Origin of the sequence: Candidatus Methylolitoribacter marinus (assembly GCF_051853155.1) — a bacterium.
Lineage (GTDB): Bacteria > Pseudomonadota > Gammaproteobacteria > Burkholderiales > Methylophilaceae > BACL14.
On the sequence record NZ_CP124221.1, the window covers coordinates 334,472 to 355,177 of the forward strand.

Annotated in this window: 20 protein-coding genes; 12 read left to right on the forward strand and 8 right to left on the reverse strand. The window is 35.3% G+C overall.

The features are described 5' to 3' along the window. Positions 1 to 6: 6 nt before the first annotated feature. Both eda and QFA95_RS01765 read left to right on the forward strand, forming a co-directional pair. A complete protein-coding gene (gene eda, locus QFA95_RS01760) occupies positions 7 to 630 on the forward strand; it encodes a bifunctional 4-hydroxy-2-oxoglutarate aldolase/2-dehydro-3-deoxy-phosphogluconate aldolase (protein WP_486463127.1) in 624 nt (207 codons plus the stop codon). Further along, positions 630 to 1,286 (forward strand): HAD family hydrolase, encoded by a 657-nt coding sequence (locus QFA95_RS01765; protein ID WP_486463128.1) that lies wholly within the window; start codon positions 630 to 632, stop codon positions 1,284 to 1,286. Before eda ends, QFA95_RS01765 begins: the two co-directional genes overlap by 1 nt. Here QFA95_RS01765 and QFA95_RS01770 read toward each other — a convergent pair. The 6 genes from QFA95_RS01770 to hrcA are packed head-to-tail and all read right to left on the reverse strand — an operon-like array spanning position 1,275 to position 7,596. Then, a complete protein-coding gene (locus tag QFA95_RS01770; RefSeq protein WP_486463129.1) occupies positions 1,275 to 2,063 on the reverse strand; it encodes a glycosyltransferase family 2 protein in 789 nt (262 codons plus the stop codon). The genes QFA95_RS01765 and QFA95_RS01770 overlap by 12 nt on opposite strands. Continuing rightward, the gene (waaF, locus tag QFA95_RS01775) at positions 2,045 to 3,049 is read right to left on the reverse strand and encodes a lipopolysaccharide heptosyltransferase II (RefSeq protein ID WP_486463130.1); all 1,005 of its coding nucleotides are present in this window, start codon (positions 3,047 to 3,049) and stop codon (positions 2,045 to 2,047) included. Before waaF ends, QFA95_RS01770 begins: the two co-directional genes overlap by 19 nt. Continuing rightward, on the reverse strand, positions 3,039 to 4,499 hold the full coding sequence (rfaE2, locus tag QFA95_RS01780) for a D-glycero-beta-D-manno-heptose 1-phosphate adenylyltransferase (protein WP_486463131.1): 1,461 nt from the start codon (positions 4,497 to 4,499) through the stop codon (positions 3,039 to 3,041). Before rfaE2 ends, waaF begins: the two co-directional genes overlap by 11 nt. After that, positions 4,496 to 5,476, reverse strand: a complete 981-nt coding sequence (gene rfaD / locus QFA95_RS01785; RefSeq protein WP_486463132.1) for an ADP-glyceromanno-heptose 6-epimerase — start codon at positions 5,474 to 5,476, stop codon at positions 4,496 to 4,498. The genes rfaE2 and rfaD overlap by 4 nt, the downstream gene beginning before the upstream one ends. Next, the gene (hemH, locus tag QFA95_RS01790) at positions 5,473 to 6,588 is read right to left on the reverse strand and encodes a ferrochelatase (protein ID WP_486463133.1); all 1,116 of its coding nucleotides are present in this window, start codon (positions 6,586 to 6,588) and stop codon (positions 5,473 to 5,475) included. Before hemH ends, rfaD begins: the two co-directional genes overlap by 4 nt. Beyond that, a complete protein-coding gene (gene hrcA / locus QFA95_RS01795; RefSeq protein ID WP_486463134.1) occupies positions 6,589 to 7,596 on the reverse strand; it encodes a heat-inducible transcriptional repressor HrcA in 1,008 nt (335 codons plus the stop codon). Positions 7,597 to 7,688: 92 nt separating this feature from the next. Here hrcA and QFA95_RS01800 point away from each other — a divergent pair, with 92 nt between their 5' ends. Both QFA95_RS01800 and recN read left to right on the forward strand, forming a co-directional pair. Beyond that, on the forward strand, positions 7,689 to 8,549 hold the full coding sequence (locus QFA95_RS01800) for an NAD(+)/NADH kinase (RefSeq protein ID WP_486463135.1): 861 nt from the start codon (positions 7,689 to 7,691) through the stop codon (positions 8,547 to 8,549). Between the two features lie 3 nt (positions 8,550 to 8,552). Then, on the forward strand, positions 8,553 to 10,199 hold the full coding sequence (recN, locus tag QFA95_RS01805) for a DNA repair protein RecN (RefSeq protein ID WP_486463136.1): 1,647 nt from the start codon (positions 8,553 to 8,555) through the stop codon (positions 10,197 to 10,199). 1 nt (position 10,200) lies between these two features. Here the strand turns inward: recN and fur are convergent, their stop codons facing one another. Then, positions 10,201 to 10,626: a ferric iron uptake transcriptional regulator gene (gene fur / locus QFA95_RS01810; RefSeq protein ID WP_486463436.1), complete on the reverse strand. Its 426-nt coding sequence runs from the start codon at positions 10,624 to 10,626 to the stop codon at positions 10,201 to 10,203. Positions 10,627 to 10,710: 84 nt separating this feature from the next. On the opposite strand from fur, the gene QFA95_RS01815 reads away from it, so the two are divergent. The 6 genes from QFA95_RS01815 to QFA95_RS01840 all read left to right on the forward strand — a co-directional run bounded on the left by QFA95_RS01815 (position 10,711) and on the right by QFA95_RS01840 (position 17,829). Beyond that, positions 10,711 to 11,589, forward strand: coding sequence for an outer membrane protein assembly factor BamE (locus tag QFA95_RS01815; RefSeq protein ID WP_486463137.1), 879 nt, complete (start codon positions 10,711 to 10,713; stop codon positions 11,587 to 11,589). A 2-nt stretch (positions 11,590 to 11,591) separates the two neighbouring features. Continuing rightward, positions 11,592 to 12,395: a 4-hydroxy-tetrahydrodipicolinate reductase gene (dapB, locus tag QFA95_RS01820; protein WP_486463138.1), complete on the forward strand. Its 804-nt coding sequence runs from the start codon at positions 11,592 to 11,594 to the stop codon at positions 12,393 to 12,395. A gap of 113 nt (positions 12,396 to 12,508) precedes the next feature. Further along, positions 12,509 to 13,648, forward strand: coding sequence for a glutamine-hydrolyzing carbamoyl-phosphate synthase small subunit (carA, locus tag QFA95_RS01825; RefSeq protein WP_486463139.1), 1,140 nt, complete (start codon positions 12,509 to 12,511; stop codon positions 13,646 to 13,648). Continuing rightward, positions 13,641 to 16,835, forward strand: a complete 3,195-nt coding sequence (gene carB / locus QFA95_RS01830; protein ID WP_486463140.1) for a carbamoyl-phosphate synthase large subunit — start codon at positions 13,641 to 13,643, stop codon at positions 16,833 to 16,835. Before carA ends, carB begins: the two co-directional genes overlap by 8 nt. A gap of 75 nt (positions 16,836 to 16,910) precedes the next feature. Further along, positions 16,911 to 17,390 (forward strand): transcription elongation factor GreA, encoded by a 480-nt coding sequence (gene greA, locus QFA95_RS01835; protein ID WP_486463141.1) that lies wholly within the window; start codon positions 16,911 to 16,913, stop codon positions 17,388 to 17,390. 4 nt (positions 17,391 to 17,394) lie between these two features. Beyond that, entirely contained in the window at positions 17,395 to 17,829 is a 435-nt protein-coding gene (locus QFA95_RS01840; protein ID WP_486463142.1) for a DUF4149 domain-containing protein, read from the forward strand. Here the strand turns inward: QFA95_RS01840 and yhbY are convergent. Next, positions 17,826 to 18,113: a ribosome assembly RNA-binding protein YhbY gene (gene yhbY / locus QFA95_RS01845; RefSeq protein WP_486463143.1), complete on the reverse strand. Its 288-nt coding sequence runs from the start codon at positions 18,111 to 18,113 to the stop codon at positions 17,826 to 17,828. The genes QFA95_RS01840 and yhbY overlap by 4 nt on opposite strands. Before the next feature lie 32 nt (positions 18,114 to 18,145). On the opposite strand from yhbY, the gene QFA95_RS01850 reads away from it, so the two are divergent. Both QFA95_RS01850 and ftsH read left to right on the forward strand, forming a co-directional pair. Then, positions 18,146 to 18,763: an RlmE family RNA methyltransferase gene (locus QFA95_RS01850; protein ID WP_486463144.1), complete on the forward strand. Its 618-nt coding sequence runs from the start codon at positions 18,146 to 18,148 to the stop codon at positions 18,761 to 18,763. A gap of 36 nt (positions 18,764 to 18,799) precedes the next feature. Then, positions 18,800 to 20,695: an ATP-dependent zinc metalloprotease FtsH gene (gene ftsH, locus QFA95_RS01855; RefSeq protein WP_486463145.1), complete on the forward strand. Its 1,896-nt coding sequence runs from the start codon at positions 18,800 to 18,802 to the stop codon at positions 20,693 to 20,695. Positions 20,696 to 20,706 lie beyond the last annotated feature (11 nt).

Genomic DNA, 20,706 nt, shown 5'->3' on the forward strand with positions numbered 1-20,706 from the left:
AAATTAATGAATACAAAAGATCTAGCTAGTTACGGTCCCGTTATACCTGTTATTGTTATTAACAAAATTGACGATGCATTACCGATTGCAGAAGCACTTTTAGAGGGTGGCATTAGAGTTCTTGAAATCACAATGCGCTCAGAATGTGCTCTTGATGCAATAGAATTAATCTCAAGCAAACTGCCAGATGCAATCACGGGGGCTGGAACTTTACGAACTAAGTCTGATGCAGTTCAGGCGAAAAATGCCGGATCAAAATTTGCGGTCAGTCCAGGCTTTACTTCAGAATTATCAAATGAATGTAAAAGAATTGACCTTCCTTTACTTCCGGGAGTATCTACCGGGAGTGAAGTCATGATGGCTGCTGACGAAGGTTATGACTTCTTAAAGCTTTTTCCTGCAGTAGCCGTTGGTGGTATAAGCTTATTGAAAGGATTTGCAGGGCCTTTTTCTAACATTCAATTTTGTCCAACAGGTGGAGTAAAAGTAGAAACAGCACCAGAATTTCTTAGATTGCCTAATGTCCCAGTCTGTGGTGGAACTTGGTTAACACCCAATGAGTTAGTTAATAATAAAGATTGGGCTGGAATTACCAAGCTAGCTGCCGAGGCTACATCTATAAAAGTGTAATGGATCTCACTAAATACAACACCATCATATTTGATTGTGATGGCGTGTTGTTAAATTCAAACTTTAAAAAATCTGAAGCCTATCGATATGCAGCTATTGATTTTGGTGCAACAGAAGACCAAGCTGAAGAGCTAGTTCAATATCATGTTGAAAATACCGGTATTTCAAGATATGTAAAGTTTAAATATTTCCTTACAAATATATTACAACAGTCATTTAATGAAGAGCATTTTACATTTCTAATTAAATCTTTAAATTATCATGTATTAAAAATATTAAATGATTGTGAAGTAGCTGCTGGATTAGATGAGTTAAGAGATTTGACAAAAAATCAGCATTGGATGGTGATGAGTGGAGGTGATCAGGAAGAAGTAAGAACAATTTTAGCTGCAAAGAATCTTGACCATTTGTTTGATTATGGTATTTACGGGAGCCCAGATTCAAAACACGAGATAGTCAAACACCATCTTGAAAGTAATAATAATTTTATGCCAGCGATCTTTTTTGGTGATGCAGAATACGACATTAAAACTGCTAAAAATTTTAATCTTGATTTTGTGTTTATTTCAGGATGGAGTGATTTTATTGCCTGGGAAGAAACAGTCAAGGCAGAAAATATTATTTCAGTTAAGCACCTGGAAGATTTAATTATCTAAACTATCATTCTTTAAAATTTCTTTAATTTCAGTTCTGTTTATATAGCTGAAATAATCTTTTATCACTTTGTTAGCAGAACGAATTCCAAATTCATCATTAATTGCCTGGGTGGCGTGATTGATATGATGTACATATTTATTTAAAAAATTAGATTCCAAAAAAATCATCTTATATCCTGCATGGATTAGTTTTTTATGAAGAACTTTACCTGCACTTTCACTCTGATCTGAAAAAGATGAATTTACTTTTTTGATCAGATCTGTTCTGTAAATTGCACAATGACTTCTAAGATAATAATAGTCTTTATTAAAGCGTTGATTATTAATCTTATTTTTTTTTAATTTTTTGAATAGGTATTCGATATGTTTACCTAATCTTTGAAAAATATTTTTTTGCTCAAGCTTCCAAGATCCAACACCAGCTACATCAGGATCATTAAAAGGTTGTATGAGGATATTTAGCCAGCCTGGGTGGATCATAAAGGTATCGGTATGAATTACAATTACATAAGGAGTATCAATATTTTCCATTGCTAAATCCAATGCTCGTGCATGAGACATTGGCCCGCCTTCATTTGGAATCCCATCCCTATGAATAAATTTGATCCAATGTAAATTTTTAAGGTATTTTGTAGATTCATCATTTGAATTGTTATCAACGACAATGACATCTACATGATTTAAATCGGTATTTTTTCTAAGCAGCCTAAGACATACTTTTGTTAATTCGTATGTTTTGTAGTTTGGAACAATTATTGTTACTTGTTTAGTAGACATATGATTCTTTTTGAAATTTCTTTTTCATCGATTTTATTCATGCAGTCAAAATGTTTCAGCGGACACTGTCTTTCAAAGCAGGGACTACAATCAAGATTTAAATAATTAACAATGGCTTTATTATTAAGTGGAGGGGTATTCTTTGGATCTGAGGATCCAAAGAAGCTATCCTGGGGCACATTGAGGGCTGCTGCTATATGCATTAATCCTGAATCATTACTCAAAAAATATTGCGCACAACTAATTACATCAATACATTCAGCCAAGGATGTTTTACCAGTGATATCAAAACATTTATTTTTTGTGAGTTTATTTATTTTTTGATTTACTGTTATGTCATTCACAGATCCGATTAGTAAAATATGGTAATTTTTTTTAATTAATTCATTTGCGATATAAGCATATTTTTCAGAAGGTAAGATTTTGGCAGGTCCATATTCTGCACCGCCTGAAATAATAATAAGTTTTTTGGTTGGAATTCTATTTTTTTTTAAAAAATTTTCACCATTTTTTTCATGACTTGCAATTTTTGGATTAATTATCTTGGGGGATGGATATGATTTTTTTATTGATAGTTTGGAAAATTTACTAATTGTAGGTTCAGTATTATTTTTAAAACTATTATTCAGAAATAATGATCTTAATTCACCAACATATCCAGTTCGTAACGGTATGTTTGCAAAAGCAATGTTAAATAATGACTTAAAGGTATTGATTAAGAATATGCACTCATCATAACTTTCACGCCTTAGCCTCAAACCCAGCGCAACCCTTTTAAAAAAATCGAATTTCCCATGTTTGAATTCAAGAGGTATTAATTTATCAATTTCAGGAAATCTTGATCCGATGTCCATAGACCAGTTTGGGGCGGCTAAATGGATTTCACAATGAGGATTTCTTCTTTTTAAATTTACAAATAGGGAATGGGCCATCACCATATCACCCACCCAGGATGGACCAAAAATTAGAATCTTTTCATTTTTCACTATGGTTTATTTTTTTTATTATATTTGTACTACTCTGGCCTGGAATAAGATCAATTAACATTACTTCTCCAGCCCATTTTTTTATTTCTTTGTGTCCAACAACCTCTTCAACTTTATAGTCATTTCCTTTGATTAAAAAATGAGGTTGGATTGTTTTGATTAATTTTATCGGTGTATTTTCATTAAAAAAAACTATCGCATCAACTGAGCTTAGACCAGATAAAACTTGAGCTCGATTTTCTTGATCAACAATCGGTCTTGATGAGCCTTTAATTTTTTTAATTGAGCTGTCTGTATTAAGACCGAGTATTAAAAAATCAACATTCTTTTTTGCCTCGTTGAGATATGAAACGTGACCAGAATGGAGAATATCGAAACAGCCATTAGTAAATCCAATGGTTTTTCCTTGCTTCTTAAGTTGAGCAGCTTTGGATCCCATTTCCTCAAGTTTAAATATTTTATTGCTCACAATGCTAGAGTCGTTTGTGACAAAAAAGTCTTTTAGATCTTCAAGAGATACAGGCTCTGTGCCAATTTTACTGATAACAGTGCCTGCCGCTATATTGGCTAAAGTTAATGAGCTTTCAATATTAAAGCCTGCATGCAATGCGACAGCAATTGAAGAAATAACTGAATCTCCAGCACCAGAAACATCAAATATTTGTTTGGGTGATACAGCAGGAAATCTTTTTTGACACTCATTTGAGTAGAGATTAATGCCATTTTCTCCATTTGTTTCAATTATATTTTTAATATTATTTTGTATTCTTAATTTATTTAGAGTTTTTTCGTGAGGGACGCCATCCCCCATATTTGTAAAAGATAACGCTTCTTTTTTGTTAGGTGTAACGGCAAATGAATTTTTGTATTTAGAAATATCATTTCCTTTAGGATCAACAAGAACAGGAATTTTTTCTTTATTAGCTTTAGAGATAATTTTTTGACACAATTCTTGAGTTAAAAACCCTTTGCCATAATCAGAAAGGATGATGACGGATATATCTTTATTAACTTTGTTTATAATTTTTGATTCTTCCAATTTTGTTAAGGTGATTAATTTTGAATCAAAGTCTTGCCTTAGCAATTGTTGATTTCCAACAACACTCCTAATTTTTGTGGTTGTCAGATCATTTTTTTTAAAAATAATATTTGAGGTAATTTTTTTTTGTTTTAGAAGTTCTAGCAATATTTCACCACTTTGGTCTTTAGCAACTGATGAAACAAGAGAGGCTTTCGCGCCAAAATTGATAATATTGTTAACAACATTCGCTGCACCACCTAATTTATTTTCTGTATCTTTCACACTAAATATTGGAACTGGAGCCTCTGGTGATATTCTATCAATGGAACCAAAGTAATACTGATCTAGCATTACATCGCCAATTACTAAAATATTTTTTTTATTATGTTTTATTTGAGTGAGTAAATTATCGAAGATTAATTTATTCATAGGTATTGATCTTTTTGTGATAAATAATTTTGGTAATAATCTGAAACTCCAGAATCAAGATCATTAAAAGTTAAATCGTAACCGCTTTTAAAGAGCTTATCAATTTTTGCTTCAGTAAAATATTGATATTTTCCATCCAGATCAGATGGCATATCAATGAATTGAATTTGTTCAATTGAGGCTTGATGATTTTTTACTAAAGATTTCGCTAACTCAAAAAAAGTTTGAGCTTTGCCTGTCCCTATATTAAATAATCCATTAATTTTTTTTGTATTAAGTAAATGGATCATGGCTGAGACTGCATCTTTGACATAAATAAAGTCTCTTAACTGACCTCCATCTTCGTATTGCGGCTTGTTGCTTTTGAAAAGCTTAATCAATCCCTCGTTATTGATTTGATTGAATGCATGATAAACAACACTAGCCATACGACCTTTATGATATTCATTTGGACCATATACATTAAAAAATTTACAGCCAGCCCAGTAGGGTGGACATTCATTTTTTTCTGCCATATCTAAAGCCCAGCGATCAAAAAAATATTTGGAATATCCGTAGGCGTTTAATGGTTTTAACCCGCTATGTATCTCATCATCATAACCTTGCGACCCGTCTCCATAAGTTGCCGCCGAACTGGCATAAATAAAGGGTATTTTTTTTTCAGTGCAATATGACCATAATTTTTGCGAAAAACGTATATTATCTTTGATAAGTTTTGAAAAAACTTTTTCAGTCGTGGCGCTGATTGCGCCCATATGAATAATGGCATCAATTCTTTTTGCATCAATCTGATTTAATGATGTAAACAATTGATCTTTTTTGACAAAATCTAAATACTTTCTCTTGCTTAAATTCTTCTCTTGATTTTCATAAGCAAGATCATCGCATAGAATGAGGTCATTTTCACCGAGGTTATTATTTAGATGCCATGCTGTAACACTTCCTATCATCCCTGCTGCACCAGTGATGATAATCATGATAGTTTTTTCACCTTTTCAAAAGCTGTTTTGGTTTCTTTAGATGCCTTGGTAATTTTAGATATTGTATAGTTTTTATCAATCCATCCTTGAAGATGAGATTGTGCAATCTCAAACATTGCTCCAATCCACTCTTCAGAATCATTTAATGCTGGAATATAACGATATTTTTTTGGATCCCCCCCGTGTTCTGAGAATATTTCTCTGCCTTCCATATTGATTTCTTCAAGAGTTTCTAGGCAATCGCTAGAGAATCCTGGGCATAAAACATCTATGCTGATATTTTTTTCACTACCTAAACCTTTAATGACCTCTGAAAAATATGGTTTAAGCCATTCTGCTTTACCAAAGCGAGATTGGAATGTGACTTGATATTGATGTTCCTTCAATTTAAGTGCTTTAGTGAGTAATCGTGCTGTTTTATAACATTCGCAATGATAGGGATCCCCTTGTAATAGAGATTTTTTTGGAACCCCATGAAAGCTCATTATCAGCTTATTAGGTTTTGACTTTTTTTTCTGCCAAAACTTAGCAATGGAATTTCTGAGTGCATCAATATAAGCTGGATGATCATGATAGTTACGAATCACTCTTATTTCTGGAACATTTCGTGTTTTTATTAATTTTTTAAATAAACCATCCATGGCAGCCCCGGAGGATGATGAGGCGTATTGTGGGTAAAGCGGAAAAAAAAGGATCTTATTACAATTTTTTTCTTTGAGCCTATCAATTGCATTTGCAATGGAAGGTTGTCCATAACTCATCCCAATTTCAATTTCTATTGGCTGCTTAATATTTTTTTGAACGAGCTTACTGAAAGCTTCTTTTTGTTTTTTTAAATTTACATAAAGAGGAGACCCTTGTTTAGTCCATATGGATTTATACTTCGCTGCACTCGCGCTAGGACGAAATACTAAGATAATAAAATGCAAAATCCAGCACCAAATAAACCGGGGAATTTCTACAACTCTTCGGTCCATCAGAAATTGTTGTAGATATTTTCGTAACGCTCCTGAGGTTGGTTTTTCGGGCGTCCCAAGGTTCGCTAAAATGATTCCAACTTTGGGCTCATTTCCATGTGTATATTTAGGTTCCTTATTATAGTAGGCCATTTATATTTTTTTTCGGTGATTATTCAAACTAAGGAGTTTAGCAGTTATATCAACAATTGGAATAACTCTCTCGTAAGCCATTCTTGTTGGACCTATGACTCCCAAAGACCCAATAACCTCACCATCTACCTCATATGGTGATGTAATAATGCTACACTCGTCGAGGCCGTGATAACCGGATTCCTCCCCAATAAAAATTTGTACCCCAGAAGAATTTTGACTTTTTTCAAGTAAGTCCATAAGTGTATTTTTTTTATCAAAGATCTGAATGATTTTTTTCAAACTACCTAAATCTTTTGCAAGTTCTTCATTATCAATTAAATTTTCTTTTCCACTAATAAAAATATTTTCATAATTATTTGGATTAGAATTATCCATTGCTGATTGCATCAGATCGTACATTCTTTTCTTTGTTTCATTGATTTCCTTAGCAATCTTCTCAAATGACTCTTCAATCGTTAGTCCTGAGTAATTTGTTGTAAAGTAGTTTGAAATTTCTACCAGCTCATGAGGTGGGTAATCTTTATCTGCTTTAAGAATTTTATTCATCACCTGGCCATCGCTAGTCACTAAAATCGCCAAAATTTGATTTGAAGATAAATTAATAAATTCGATATGTTTAAAAGTATTTTTTTTTAATTTGGGTATGAGAATTAATCCTGCATGATGAGTAAGGCTAGACAAGGTGTCTGCAACTGAATTTGAGTCATATTGCATATTATTCATTTTTTCAGAAATAAGATTTATCTCTTGCGCTGTTGGTTTTTTATGAGTCAGTAAAGTGTCTACAAAGTACCTGTAACCTTTTTTTGTGGGAATTCTTCCTGAAGATGTGTGAGGGCTTGAGATAAATCCTTGATCCTCAAGATTTTTCATAATATTTCTAATACTTGCCGGACTTAAATCCACTTCAGCATGGCCGGATAGGGTTTTTGAACCGACGGGGGCGCCATCAGCAATATGTTGGCTTATTAAAACTTTTAGTAGCTGTTGTGATCTGGTATCCATCTATTTATGAATATTGAATAATTAGTAGTTATTATTTAAATAGATTAAAATTATTCATTCAATTATATCAAGTAAATACATTTGGTTACTTTATGAATTTTAAAAAAATTGCCATTGTTGGAAAATACAATAATCTCAAAGAGGACCCAAGCTTTTTAGACAAGCTTAACTCCTTGATAAAGTTTATAGATAATCAAGATCTTCAGGTATTTATTGAAGAAAAAACTCAACAACAATTTAAAATTAATCAATATCAATCGATTACTTTAGCTGAGTGCAGCAATGTAAATTTAATTATTGTGCTAGGAGGGGATGGCACGATGCTGGGTGTCGCTAGAGCCGTTTCTCATCTGGATGTGCCCATTGTAGGTATTAATTTAGGTCGCTTTGGTTTTTTAGCCGATGTAAGTTTTGGTGACATGGAAAATGAGCTATCTGAAATCTTACAAGGATCATTTGAACCTGATAAACGCATGCTTTTACAAGTACAAGTTCTGAGAGATGGTAATCTGATATATGAGTCTATTGCCTTTAATGATATTGTCATTAAGAGTGGTTCGCGACTTATTGAATTAGAATTGAGTGTGGATCAGAAATTACTCCATAAACAAAGATCAGATGGAATAATTATTTCTACGCCTACTGGAACCACGGCTTATGCATTATCTGCAGGGGGTCCTATTCTTCACCCGACGATTGATGCCGTTTCGATTGTGCCTATCAGTCCTCATACCCTCAGTAATAGACCAATTGCATTGGATGCAACAAAACCTATATCTGCAAAAATCATTGATATGGATGAAGGATTTTTGAGTGTGGATGGCCAAATAAAATTTCCATTAGACTTGAGAGATAAAATCTCTATCAACAAGTCCAAAAACACAATCACTATATTGCATCCGAAAGATTATTGTTATTTTGAGATGCTCAGAAATAAGTTAAATTGGGGTTAAAGCGTGTTAGCAAATCTTCATATTCGTGATTATGTCATTGTTGATGAGCTTAATTTAAGCTTTGAAGAAGGGTTTATTGGCCTGACTGGAGAAACCGGTGCTGGTAAGTCAATTCTCATAGATGCTTTGTCATTATCCTTGGGTGCAAGGAGTGAGAGTGGATTAATCAGAAAGGGTTGTGAGAAAGCAGAAATTATTACTGAGTTTGATATAAAAAATAATCAAGCCGTGATCCAGTGGTTAAAAGATAATGATTTATATGATGATGAATCTTTATTGCTCAGGCGAACTATATTTGCTGATGGTAGATCGAAAGCATATATTAATTCAATTCCTAGCCCAATATCTAAGCTAAAGGATGTAAGTGAGTTATTAATCGATATTTACAGCCAAAACTCGTTCCATTCTTTGACTCAAGCCAACACTCAATTAAATATTCTTGATGAGTATGCAGACACATCGGATCTTGAAAAAAAATCACAAAAACTTTTCCATGAATGGAAAAGTCTTGAAAAAAGAAAAAAAGAGTTTGATGAGAATAAAGTTAAAATTCATGAGGAATATGAAGATCTTCAAATTAAAATTAAGGAATATAAAGACCTAAATTTTAGCTTTGAAAATTGGGAGTTTGTTCAGGCAGAGCATAAGAAATTATCAAACGCGAAAGAATTAATTAACCTTATTCAACAATGCCTTAACTACATTAATAATGAAGATCTCTCTGCCTCAGTTATTTTAAAAGATTTAAATAAATCATTATCTGAGGCTGCTCAGCTTGATAATCAGCTTAATGAGGACTTCAATCTTTCTAATGAGATATTAATTCAAGCGAGTGAGTTGGAAAGAAATTTAAATAATTATTTAAGTAAATTCAATGATGATGAAGATAGGGTTAGAGAAATTGAAGATTATATTCAAGGAGTCTTCAACTTTTCCCGAAAACATCATATACAACCTGAGTTGTTCGAAAATGAATCATTAAATTGGTTTAAGAGATTCGATGAAATTGCAACACTATTTGAAGAAAATCAATTTGCAGTATTGGAAAAAAAAGCATTTGATGATTATTTAACTAATGCAAAAAATTTATCTGAAAAGAGAGCCATAGCGGCTAAAAAATTAGGTAGTGAAATTTCACTCTTATTAAATCAACTTTCTTTCTCTAATGCTGATTTTAAAATTGACGTAGAAAAAACAGAACCGCTAGCTTCTGGCATCGATCAAGTTAAATTTGTAATCAAAACATACAAGGGGGCAGATTTTTCGCCTATAGCAAAAACTGCCTCAGGTGGAGAGTTATCAAGAATAAGCCTAGCAATTAGAGTTGCTTCAGCAAAAAATACAAATGTTCCTGTGATGATTTTTGATGAGGTCGATGTTGGTATCGGTGGAGGGGTTGCGGAAGTTGTTGGGAACCTCTTAAATCAATTAGGCAGTCAACATCAAGTCTTTTCAATTACCCATTTAGCTCAAGTCGTATCAAAGGCTAACTTCCATTTCAAAGTTCATAAAGAAGAATCTGGAGACACGGCGATTTCTAAAATATATATTCTGAATGCTGAGGAAAGAATTAAAGAAACAGCTAGAATGATTGGTGGATTAGAGATAACTGAGACAACGTTGATGCATGCAAGAGAGTTGTTAAACTAAATTACTTTTTATGCGGGCAAGGTTTTTTCTTACAGTCTCCATACAAATACAACGAGTGATCAATAATTGTAAATCCATTGTCTTCAGCAATTGTTTTTTGTCTTTTTTCAATTTCACTATCAACAAATTCAACGACGTGACCACACTGAAGGCAAACAATATGATCATGGTGTGATTCTTCATTTAGCTCATAGACCGCTTTACCACTTTCAAAATGATGTTTCAACAGTAAGCCCGCTTGTTCAAACTGCGTCAATACTCGATAAATGGTAGCCAGCCCTATATCTTCGCCATTATTAATCATTATCTTGTAAATTTCTTCAGCAGAAAGATGTTTTTCGCGGTTATTTTCAAATATATTCAAAACTCGTAAACGAGGAATGGTTGCTTTTAGGCCTGTTTTTTTAAAATCAACATGATCTTCCATAATTTTTCCAGACAATGAATTTATTTAATAATCATCATGGTATATTATTCAAGCTTAATGTTCAAAAATTTTATAGATCAATAAATGCGCTATCGTCATCTTATATTTTTTCTTACTTTCGTTTTTTTAACAGCTTGTTCAGTTAAAAGTCCGATAGATTATTTCGAGGCTAAAATATATAAACTAGACGTTCAACAAGGAAATATTATTTCGGCTGAAATGCTCATGGGTTTAAAGCCGGGAATGACCAGAGCCCAAGTAAAGTACGTTCTTGGGACCCCTTTAATTCAAGATTCTTTCCACGAAAATCGTTGGGATTATATTTACAAAATGATTAAAGATGATCGCTTAATTGAAGAGCGGCATGTTGTGGTCCGTTTCGCTGATGATGAATTAGTTGATGTCAAAGGAGATATCATTCAGTCTAATGATATATTGATTGGCGCGGAAACAGAAAGACAATCTAAAGTTATTACTCTTTCGGAGGCTGATTATGCACAACAAAAAAAGGATAAAAATTCTTTACTAAGCCGACTTAAATTTTGGGAAGATGAAACGGATCAAAAGACAGAGGAGGCAACTATAAAAATTTCTAAGGAAGAATTAGAAGAGGAGAAGAAAGATAGCAAATCACTGTTAAGCCGTCTTAAATTCTGGGAAAGTGAGACTGAGACAGCAATGACAAAAGATATGCCAGTTGAGAAAGAGTCTAAAGCCATTCCAATCGAAGAGAAGTCTGTTGATGTAATACAAGCAGAGGAAAAATTACTTAGCCAGGAGAAGCCTGAGAAGATTATTTCAGTTCAAGATTCAGCTGATGCTGTCAATAGTAAAGAAGAAAAATTTGCGATTGATGAAACTCAGTCGATGAGCTCATCGGTCAAGGACGATATAATTAAATCCTTACCTGATGAATCTGATCCCAAATATTTTGAGTTATTATTAGAAAAAATTGGTTTTTAAATATGAGTAAAATAAAAGTTATTATTCTTGGCGCCTCTGGCAAGATGGGGCAAATGTTAATTCAAGAAATCATTAGCGATGATGAATTAGTTTTAGTTGGCGCTCATGATATCAAGGGAAGCCATGCCGTAGGAAATGATGCGGGCTATTTTATTGGCAAAGAAACTAAAGTCTTAATTCAAGATAATATTGACCATCTCCTTTCTGATAGCGATGTAATCATTGATTTTACTCGACCGGAAGGAACGATGGAATTCTTAAAAAAAGCATCTGATCAAAAAGTCGCTTATGTCATTGGAACAACAGGATTTAACTCATCGGAGTTAGATTCAATTCAACAGCTTAGCCAACATATTCCAATTTGCATGGCTCCGAACATGAGTGTGGGGATTAATGTCCTTATATCTTTAGTTGAAAAAGCCGCTACACTTCTTCCTGAATATGACTTTGAGGTCATTGAAGCTCACCATAAACATAAAGTAGATGCCCCATCAGGAACTGCCTTGAGGTTAGGTCAGGCAGCAGCTGATGGGTTAAATGTATCACTGGAAAAAAATGCTATCTTCACTAGATATGGGCGTGAAGAAAAAAGAAGGGATAATGAAATCGGCTTTTCCACGATCAGGGCCGGAGATATTGTTGGAGAGCACACAGTTCTCATAGCTGGCAACGGGGAAAGAATCGAACTAACACATAAAGCTACCAGCCGTTTGAATTTTGCATCAGGCGCTTTAAAGGCTGCTAAGTTTATTGCAAACCAAAAACCAAAATTATTTGATATGCAGGAAGTGCTAAATTTAAAATAACTTGGATTTAATTAAACCAATTTATTGAACGAGATCTAAATATCTAATATAATTCAGAAGTTTGAAAGTTATTCTTTTAAACACCCCTAGACTAATCAACGCAGGAGTGTTCTTTGTCGGAAAAAATACCGGCTCTTCTAATTCTTAAAGATGGAACAAGGTTCCATGGAATATCAATTGGAGCTAAAACTTCATCAGTTGGTGAGGTTGTTTTTAATACTTCAATTACTGGCTATCAAGAAATCCTTACAGACCCATCTTATGCAGAACAGATTGTCACTTTAACTTATCCGCATATTGGAAATACAGGCACGAACACTGAGGACGATGAAAGTGACTTTGCTTATTGTAAGGGTTTGATTATTCATAACTTGTCACCATTGAGCTCGAACTTTAGAAAACAAAAAGACCTTGTCGCATTTTTAAAGGAACATAACATTCCAGCCATCGCTGACCTGGACACTCGAAGATTGACGAGACACATAAGAAAAAATGGAGCTCAGCCGGGTTTGATATTAATAGGCGGAGATCAAAATGATGTCAGCATGTTAGATTCTTTTCCAGGGTTATCTGGTATGGATCTTGCAAAAGTTGTTTCAACAAAAAAACAATATACTTTTAATGAAGGAGAGTGGTTTTTAGGTGAAGGCCATGCAAAAATTTCTGAAACACAATTTAAAGTTGTGGCATATGACTTTGGAATAAAGAAGAACATTTTAAGAATGCTAGCCTCCCGTGGTGCTGATTTAATTGTTGTTCCAGCTGAAACTCACTATCAAGAAGTTTTGGAATTAAATCCTGATGGAATTTTTCTATCCAACGGTCCCGGTGATCCAGAACCATGCGAATATGCTATTAATAATATTAAAGAGTTTTTAAAAAAACAAATTCCAATTTTCGGAATTTGTTTAGGACACCAATTGCTCTCATTAGCTCTTGGTGCGCAAACCAAAAAAATGAAATTTGGACATCATGGAGCGAACCATCCTGTTCAAGATTTGAATTCAAAAAAAGTTTTTATTACCAGTCAAAATCACGGATTTACAATTGATGAAAGCTCATTAAATGACAATATCCTAGTGACCCATAAATCACTTTTTGATCAAACAATTCAAGGTATTGAGTCAAAAAATAAATTAGCTTTTAGTTTTCAGGGTCACCCAGAAGCCAGTCCGGGACCTACAGAAATGGCTTATTTATTCGATCAATTTTTTTCTAATATGCAAGCTCATAAAGGAGGGTTGATTGGCTAAAAGAACCGATATTCAATCTATTCTAATTATTGGTGCTGGTCCAATCGTTATTGGCCAAGCCTGTGAGTTTGATTATTCAGGAGCACAAGCATGTAAAGCATTAAAAGAAGAGGGGTATAGAGTGATTTTGGTAAACTCTAATCCAGCTACGATTATGACTGACCCAAATCTTGCTGATGCTACTTATATTGAACCCATTCAATGGGATATTGTAGAAAAGATTATTGCTAAGGAAAATCCGGATGCAATATTACCGACTATGGGAGGTCAAACTGCTCTGAATTGTGCCCTTGATTTAGATCGTCATGGAATATTAGAAAAATACAATGTTGAATTGATTGGAGCTTCAAAACAAGCGATCGACAAAGCGGAGGATCGTCAATTATTTAAAGAAGCCATGACTAAAATTGGCTTATCTTCAGCCCGTTCTGCAATAGCGCACAGCATGGAAGAAGCTCATCAGGTGCAAGCTTCTATTGGATATCCTGCCATCATCAGACCTTCATTCACGATGGGTGGTAGCGGCGGAGGAATTGCTTATAACAAAGATGAATTTATTGAAATCTGTGAACGTGGCCTAGACGCATCACCAACTAATGAACTGCTGATTGAGGAGTCTTTACTGGGTTGGAAAGAATATGAAATGGAGGTTGTTAGAGATAAAAATGATAATTGCATTATTATCTGTTCCATTGAAAATCTAGATCCTATGGGTGTCCATACCGGAGATTCTATTACGGTTGCACCAGCCCAAACACTGACAGATAAAGAGTATCAAATCATGAGATCTGCCTCAATTGCAGTGCTCAGAGAAATTGGAGTGGACACCGGGGGCTCAAACGTTCAATTTGCTATAAATCCCGCAGATGGCAGGATGGTGGTGATTGAGATGAATCCGAGAGTATCACGTTCATCAGCGCTTGCATCCAAGGCAACTGGCTTCCCTATTGCCAAAATTGCGGCAAAATTAGCGGTTGGTTATACGTTAGATGAATTAAAAAATGATATTACCGGAGGCCAAACTCCCGCATCATTTGAGCCAACCATTGATTATGTTGTGACTAAAATACCACGTTTTGCTTTTGAAAAATTTCCAAAAGCAGACAGCCACTTGACGACACAAATGAAATCTGTCGGTGAAGTTATGGCTATTGGAAGAACTTTTCAGGAATCATTTCAGAAAGCATTAAGAGGACTGGAAATAGGGGTCGATGGCCTTGACTCAACTACTGAAGATAAAGATTTGGTCATTAAAGAACTAAGACAGCCTGGGCCAGAAAGAATTTGGTATTTGGCTGATGGTTTCCGCCTAGGAATGACCATTGAGGAAGTCCATGAGCAATCAAAAATTGACCCATGGTTTTTAATACAAATACAAGAAATTATTGAATTGGAACTAGGTTTACGAAATAAAGAGTTAGACTCTTTGGATCCTCTATTTTTTAAAGAATTAAAAAAGAAAGGTTTTTCTGATGGTCGGTTGTCACATTTATTAAATACTTCCCAATCAATTATTCGATCTTTTCGTGAAAAGCACCATATTCGACCTATTTATAAAAGAGTGGATACTTGCGCTGCTGAATTTGAGACATCAACAGCGTATATGTACTCGAGCTATGATGAAGAGTGCGAGTCTTTACCAAGTAAAAATAAAAAAATTGTAATTCTCGGCGGGGGCCCAAATCGAATCGGACAGGGTATTGAATTTGATTATTGTTGTGTTCATGCATCCTATGCGCTTAAAGAGGAAGGGTATGAAACAATTATGGTAAATTGCAACCCAGAAACTGTTTCTACAGATTATGATACTTCTGATCGTCTGTATTTTGAGCCGGTGACTCTTGAAGATGTTTTGGAAATTATTCATATAGAAAATCCAGATGGAGTCATAGTTCAATATGGAGGACAAACACCTCTAAAACTTGCCAAAGGTCTCGAAGCGGCTGGGGTAAAGATTATCGGAACGACACCAGAGGATATTGATGTTGCTGAAGATAGGGAAAGATTCCAAAAGATATTAGTAGATTTAGGACTTAATCAGCCTCCAAATCGAACAGCAAGAAACCCAGAAGAAGCTATTCAGCTCGCTGCTGAAATAGGATATCCATTAGTGGTAAGACCAAGTTATGTTCTCGGGGGTCGCGCAATGGAAATTGTGCATGAAGAGTCAGATTTGCAAAGATATATGACTGAGGCAGTCAAAGTATCCCATGAGTCACCAGTCTTGCTTGATCGCTTTTTGAATGATGCTCAAGAGATTGATGTGGATGCGATATCTGATGGTGAGGATGTTGTTGTTGGTGGGATTATGCAGCATATTGAACAAGCCGGGGTGCATTCAGGCGACTCTGCATGCTCACTTCCCCCATTTGATTTGAGTGACATGATCCAAAAAGATTTAATTCAGCAGACGAAAATGCTGGCCAAGGCACTCAAAGTAAATGGTTTAATGAATATTCAATTTGCCATTCAAGGAGAAACAATCTACATCCTTGAAGTGAATCCTAGGGCTTCAAGAACAGTTCCTTTTGTGTCCAAGGCTATCGGAAAACCTCTTGCCAAAATTGCAGCCAAGGTCATGGTTGGACAATCACTCAAAAGTCAAAACTTTATTAAAGAAATCACTCCACAATTTTATTCAGTTAAAGAAGCCGTTTTCCCTTTTATCAAATTCCCTGGTGTCGATACGATCTTGGGACCAGAAATGAAATCAACGGGTGAGGTAATGGGAACTGGAGTTACCTTTGCAGAAGCATTTATAAAATCCCAATTGGGTGCCAGCACGACACTGCCTTTTAAAGGCAAAGCATTCTTAAGTGTTCGCAAAGAAGATCATGAAAATATAATTGATATTGCCCAAGCTTTGGCTAAGTTAGGATTTGATTTGGTGGCTACTGATGGAACGGCAAGATCCATTCAAAGCCATGGTCTAATGGTGCAAAGAGTCAATAAAGTGGCTCAAGGTAGACCCCATGTTGTTGACATGATTAAGAATAAAGAAATTGATTTTATTGTTAATATCACTGAAGATAAAAAAGCAATAGCAGATTCTTATACAATTAGACGTAATGCGCTAATGAATAAAGTAACTTACTACACCACATTAGCCGGAGCAAAGGCTGCATGTATTGGAATGTCTTATGTGGATGAGCTCGAAGTGAATAGCTTACAAAGCTTGCATAAGTAATATTCAATCTTTAAAATCCAAATATACTTCAGTATTTATCAGAAGTATTTTTTAAAATCTATTTAAGGGTAATAAATGGCAGGTCAAATCCCAATGACGCGGAATGGTGTTGAGCGTCTAAAAGAAGAATTACATCAGTTAAAGAGTCAAGATCGTACTAATATTATTCAGGCAATTGCCGAAGCTCGTGCGCAAGGTGATTTATCAGAGAATGCAGAATATGAGTCTGCTAAAGAGCGACAGGGTTTTATCGAAGGACGCATTGCAGAAATTGAGGCTAAATTATCCAATGTACAGATTATTGACCCAGCTACACTGAATGCAGATGGTAAATGTGTTTTTGGTGCCACCATTGAATTAGAAGATTTAGATGAAGAAAAATCATTCACCTATCAAATAGTTGGTGAAGATGAAGCGGACATTAAAGCAAACAAAATCTCTATTAGCTCCCCATTGGCCCGAGCTTTAATTGGTAAAGAAGATGGTGATGTGGTTGAAGTTGAAACACCTGGTGGTCAAAAAACATATGAAATCAGCAATGTGAGTTACATTTAATTTCATGGGATATCTCCTTAAACTCTTTTTACCAATATGGGCTGGATCCTTGTGGTGGATGATTATGGTCGCCAAGGTGCTGTTCGACAAAATTCCTACAGCTTTTTTAGCTGGAATGGTAGCGGGTCAACTTTTTCATTATTTAAGTTACTTTAGTTTGGGGATGTCTGTTTTGATTTTTTTTCATTTATTTAAATATCATGGATGGTCTTCAGTAAAATCTAGCCAATTTTGGCTCATTTTATTTATTGCTGGGATTGTTCTGATTAATTTTTTTGGAATTCAACCTACACTAGAAGCGCTTAAAATCAATGCTCAACCGAAAGAAGTGATGGAGAGCATTTTTGCTGATCGTTTTGCTATGTGGCATGGTATCTCCAGCATCTCCTTTTTAGTACAAACCTTATTAGTGACTATATTAATGCTCAGGTGGCGTTAAAGAGAAAATTTACTTTCTTCGTCTTTTTGCTTAAAGATAACTGCCTGTTTTCCGATTAATTGAACGAATTCTGACTCTGTCGCTTGGCAAATTTGTTTGGCAATTTCTAGCCGATCTTGTTTTGTATCCGACTGAATTTGTATTTTGATTAACTCATGAAAGTTTATAGTGTTGGTTATTTCAGAAAGGACCTGATTTGTGATACCTTTTGAACCTACAGAGACTGTTGTTTTGAGGTGATGAGCTTCAGCTTTTAATGCTTTGATTTGTTTATTATTTAACATGATTTCTTAAAAAAAATAACATTGTATCAGACATGAAAAAAACAAGAACCAAAAAAAACTGGATTAAAGAGCATTTATCCGATGAGTTTGTAAAGCGAGCTCAAAAAGATGGATTTCGGTCCCGTGCAGCGTATAAATTTATTGAAATGAATGATAAGTATCACTTAATACGCTCTAATGATCGCATTGTGGATTTGGGCTCAGCGCCTGGAAGTTGGTCGCAAGCAGCAAGCTCCCTTATAACTGATCGTGGAAAAATTTTTGCGATCGATTTATTACCGATGGATAATGTTAAAAATACCACATTCATTCAAGGTGATTTTCGTGAGCTTTCCATCTTACAAAAACTTGAAGAATTATTAGAAAATACAGCTATAGACCTTGTAATTTCTGATATGGCACCCAATATTAGTGGTATAAAAAGTCGTGATCAGGCCATGATTAATGATTTAAATGACCTTTCATTGGAATTTGCCTTAGATTGGTTGAAACCAAAGGGACATTTTATGGTCAAGACATTTATGGGAAGTGGTTTTGAGGATTATGTGAAAAGACTGAGGAGTCTTTTTAATAAGGTCAAGATTGAAAAACCAGACTCCTCCCGAAACAGAAGTGCAGAATTCTTTTTAATTGGTCTTGAAAAAAGATAGAATAATAATAAATATCGCAAACTTAAAGGAAATGATTTGAATAACAATACGTTAAAAACAATTTTAGTTTGGTTAGCCATTGGTGCGCTAATGATGATGATCTTTAATCAATTTTCACCAGCAAATCGCTTTGAAACTAAGCTTGTCTATTCTCAGTTTATGGAGCAGGTAAAGTCCGGAAATATTTCTAAGGTTGAAATTGATGGTAGAAATATTAATGGTATTACAGCGGATGGCAAGAGATTCTCAACCTACTCACCAACAGATCCATGGATGGTGTCCGATTTGTTAAAAAATAACGTAATTGTTGAAGCTAAACCGGAAGAAAAACAATCTATGCTGATGAGTATTTTTATCTCTTGGTTCCCGATGATCTTGCTGATTGGTGTATGGATTTTCTTTATGAAACAAATGCAAGGTGGAGGCAAAGGTGGCGGCCCATTTTCATTTGGTAAAAGCAAGGCTCGACAATTAGACCAAACTACCAATAAGACAACTTTTGCTGATGTCGCCGGATGCGATGAAGCCAAAGAAGAAGTCACCGAATTGGTGGATTTCCTTAGAGATCCCAATAAATTTCATAAGCTTGGCGGTAGGATACCTCGAGGTGTTCTCATGGTAGGCCCTCCGGGTACGGGGAAGACATTGCTGGCACGAGCAATCGCGGGTGAAGCAAAAGTTCCTTTTTACACGATTTCGGGATCTGACTTTGTAGAGATGTTTGTCGGTGTAGGCGCCGCTCGAGTCAGAGATATGTTTGAGCAAGCCAAAAAAAATTCTCCTTGCATTGTCTTTATTGACGAAATTGATGCAGTAGGAAGACACCGTGGTGCTGGTATGGGTGGTGGTAATGATGAGCGTGAGCAAACCTTAAACCAACTTCTAGTTGAGATGGATGGTTTCGAGGCAAATTCTGGTGTAATAGTAATTGCGGCAACTAACCGTGCAGATGTTCTTGATAAAGCGTTATTACGTCCTGGTCGATTTGACCGTCAAGTTGCTGTGTCTTTACCAGACATCAAAGGCCGAGAGCAAATCCTCAATGTGCACATGAGAAAAATACCAAGTGACGCTGATGTGAAAGCGGATATCATAGCGCGAGGTACTCCTGGATTCTCTGGTGCTGATTTGGCTAATTTAGTTAACGAGGCAGCTTTATTTGCAGCACGCCGAGCTCATCGCACGGTGACTATGCAAGATTTTGAAGATGCTAAAGATAAGATCTACATGGGTCCTGAACGTAAGTCACTAGTGATGCAAGAAGACGAAAGAATTAATACCGCTTATCACGAGTCAGGACATGCAATTGTGGCTAAGTCTTTACCAAAGGCAGACCCTGTGCATAAAGTCACCATTATGCCAAGAGGTTGGGCTCTTGGTTTGACATGGCAACTGCCGGAATTTGATCGATTTAGCAACTTTAAAGATAAAATGCTTGAGGAAATCTCTATCCTATTTGGTGGTCGAATTGCGGAAGAAGTATTCATGAAGCAAATGTCGACAGGTGCATCGAATGACTTTGAGAGAGCAACTAAACTTGCTCGTGACATGGTCACCAAATACGGCATGTCTGATAAGTTAGGGACTATGGTCTATAGCGATGATCAAAATGAATCAACCTTTGGTATGCCATCCAAAACCATCTCTGAAGCAACTCAGCAAAAAGTAGATGCTGAAGTGAGAAAAATTTTGGATGAACAGTATGCTGTGGCAAGAAAAATTATTGAAAAAAATAAAAAGAAGGTGGAAGCAATGGCCAAAGCATTGCTTGAATATGAGACCATTGATTCTGAGCAAATCAATGACATTATGGCTGGCAAAAAAGCAAGAGCACCTAAGCCAAATGATACAAGTAAATCACCATCTGGAGATAAAGGTGCAGGATCTGGTCCAGCGGTAACTTCTCCACAACCATCAGCAAAATCCAAGTAAAATATAGGGTA

Excerpts from the sequence above, each read along its gene's own strand:
- QFA95_RS01815 (WP_486463137.1), top strand. The coding sequence starts at position 10,711 with ATGCGCTATCGTCATCTTATATTTTTTCTTACTTTCGTTTTTTTAACA.
- eda (WP_486463127.1), top strand. The coding sequence starts at position 7 with ATGAATACAAAAGATCTAGCTAGTTACGGTCCCGTTATACCTGTTATT.
- greA (WP_486463141.1), top strand. The coding sequence starts at position 16,911 with ATGGCAGGTCAAATCCCAATGACGCGGAATGGTGTTGAGCGTCTAAAA.
- QFA95_RS01765 (WP_486463128.1), top strand. The coding sequence starts at position 630 with ATGGATCTCACTAAATACAACACCATCATATTTGATTGTGATGGCGTG.
- hrcA (WP_486463134.1), bottom strand. The coding sequence starts at position 7,596 with ATGGATACCAGATCACAACAGCTACTAAAAGTTTTAATAAGCCAACAT.
- yhbY (WP_486463143.1), bottom strand. The coding sequence starts at position 18,113 with ATGTTAAATAATAAACAAATCAAAGCATTAAAAGCTGAAGCTCATCAC.
- QFA95_RS01770 (WP_486463129.1), bottom strand. The coding sequence starts at position 2,063 with ATGTCTACTAAACAAGTAACAATAATTGTTCCAAACTACAAAACATAC.
- QFA95_RS01840 (WP_486463142.1), top strand. The coding sequence starts at position 17,395 with ATGGGATATCTCCTTAAACTCTTTTTACCAATATGGGCTGGATCCTTG.
- fur (WP_486463436.1), bottom strand. The coding sequence starts at position 10,626 with ATGGAAGATCATGTTGATTTTAAAAAAACAGGCCTAAAAGCAACCATT.
- rfaD (WP_486463132.1), bottom strand. The coding sequence starts at position 5,476 with ATGATTATCATCACTGGTGCAGCAGGGATGATAGGAAGTGTTACAGCA.
- QFA95_RS01800 (WP_486463135.1), top strand. The coding sequence starts at position 7,689 with ATGAATTTTAAAAAAATTGCCATTGTTGGAAAATACAATAATCTCAAA.
- dapB (WP_486463138.1), top strand. The coding sequence starts at position 11,592 with ATGAGTAAAATAAAAGTTATTATTCTTGGCGCCTCTGGCAAGATGGGG.
- QFA95_RS01850 (WP_486463144.1), top strand. The coding sequence starts at position 18,146 with ATGAAAAAAACAAGAACCAAAAAAAACTGGATTAAAGAGCATTTATCC.
- rfaE2 (WP_486463131.1), bottom strand. The coding sequence starts at position 4,499 with ATGAATAAATTAATCTTCGATAATTTACTCACTCAAATAAAACATAAT.
- hemH (WP_486463133.1), bottom strand. The coding sequence starts at position 6,588 with ATGGCCTACTATAATAAGGAACCTAAATATACACATGGAAATGAGCCC.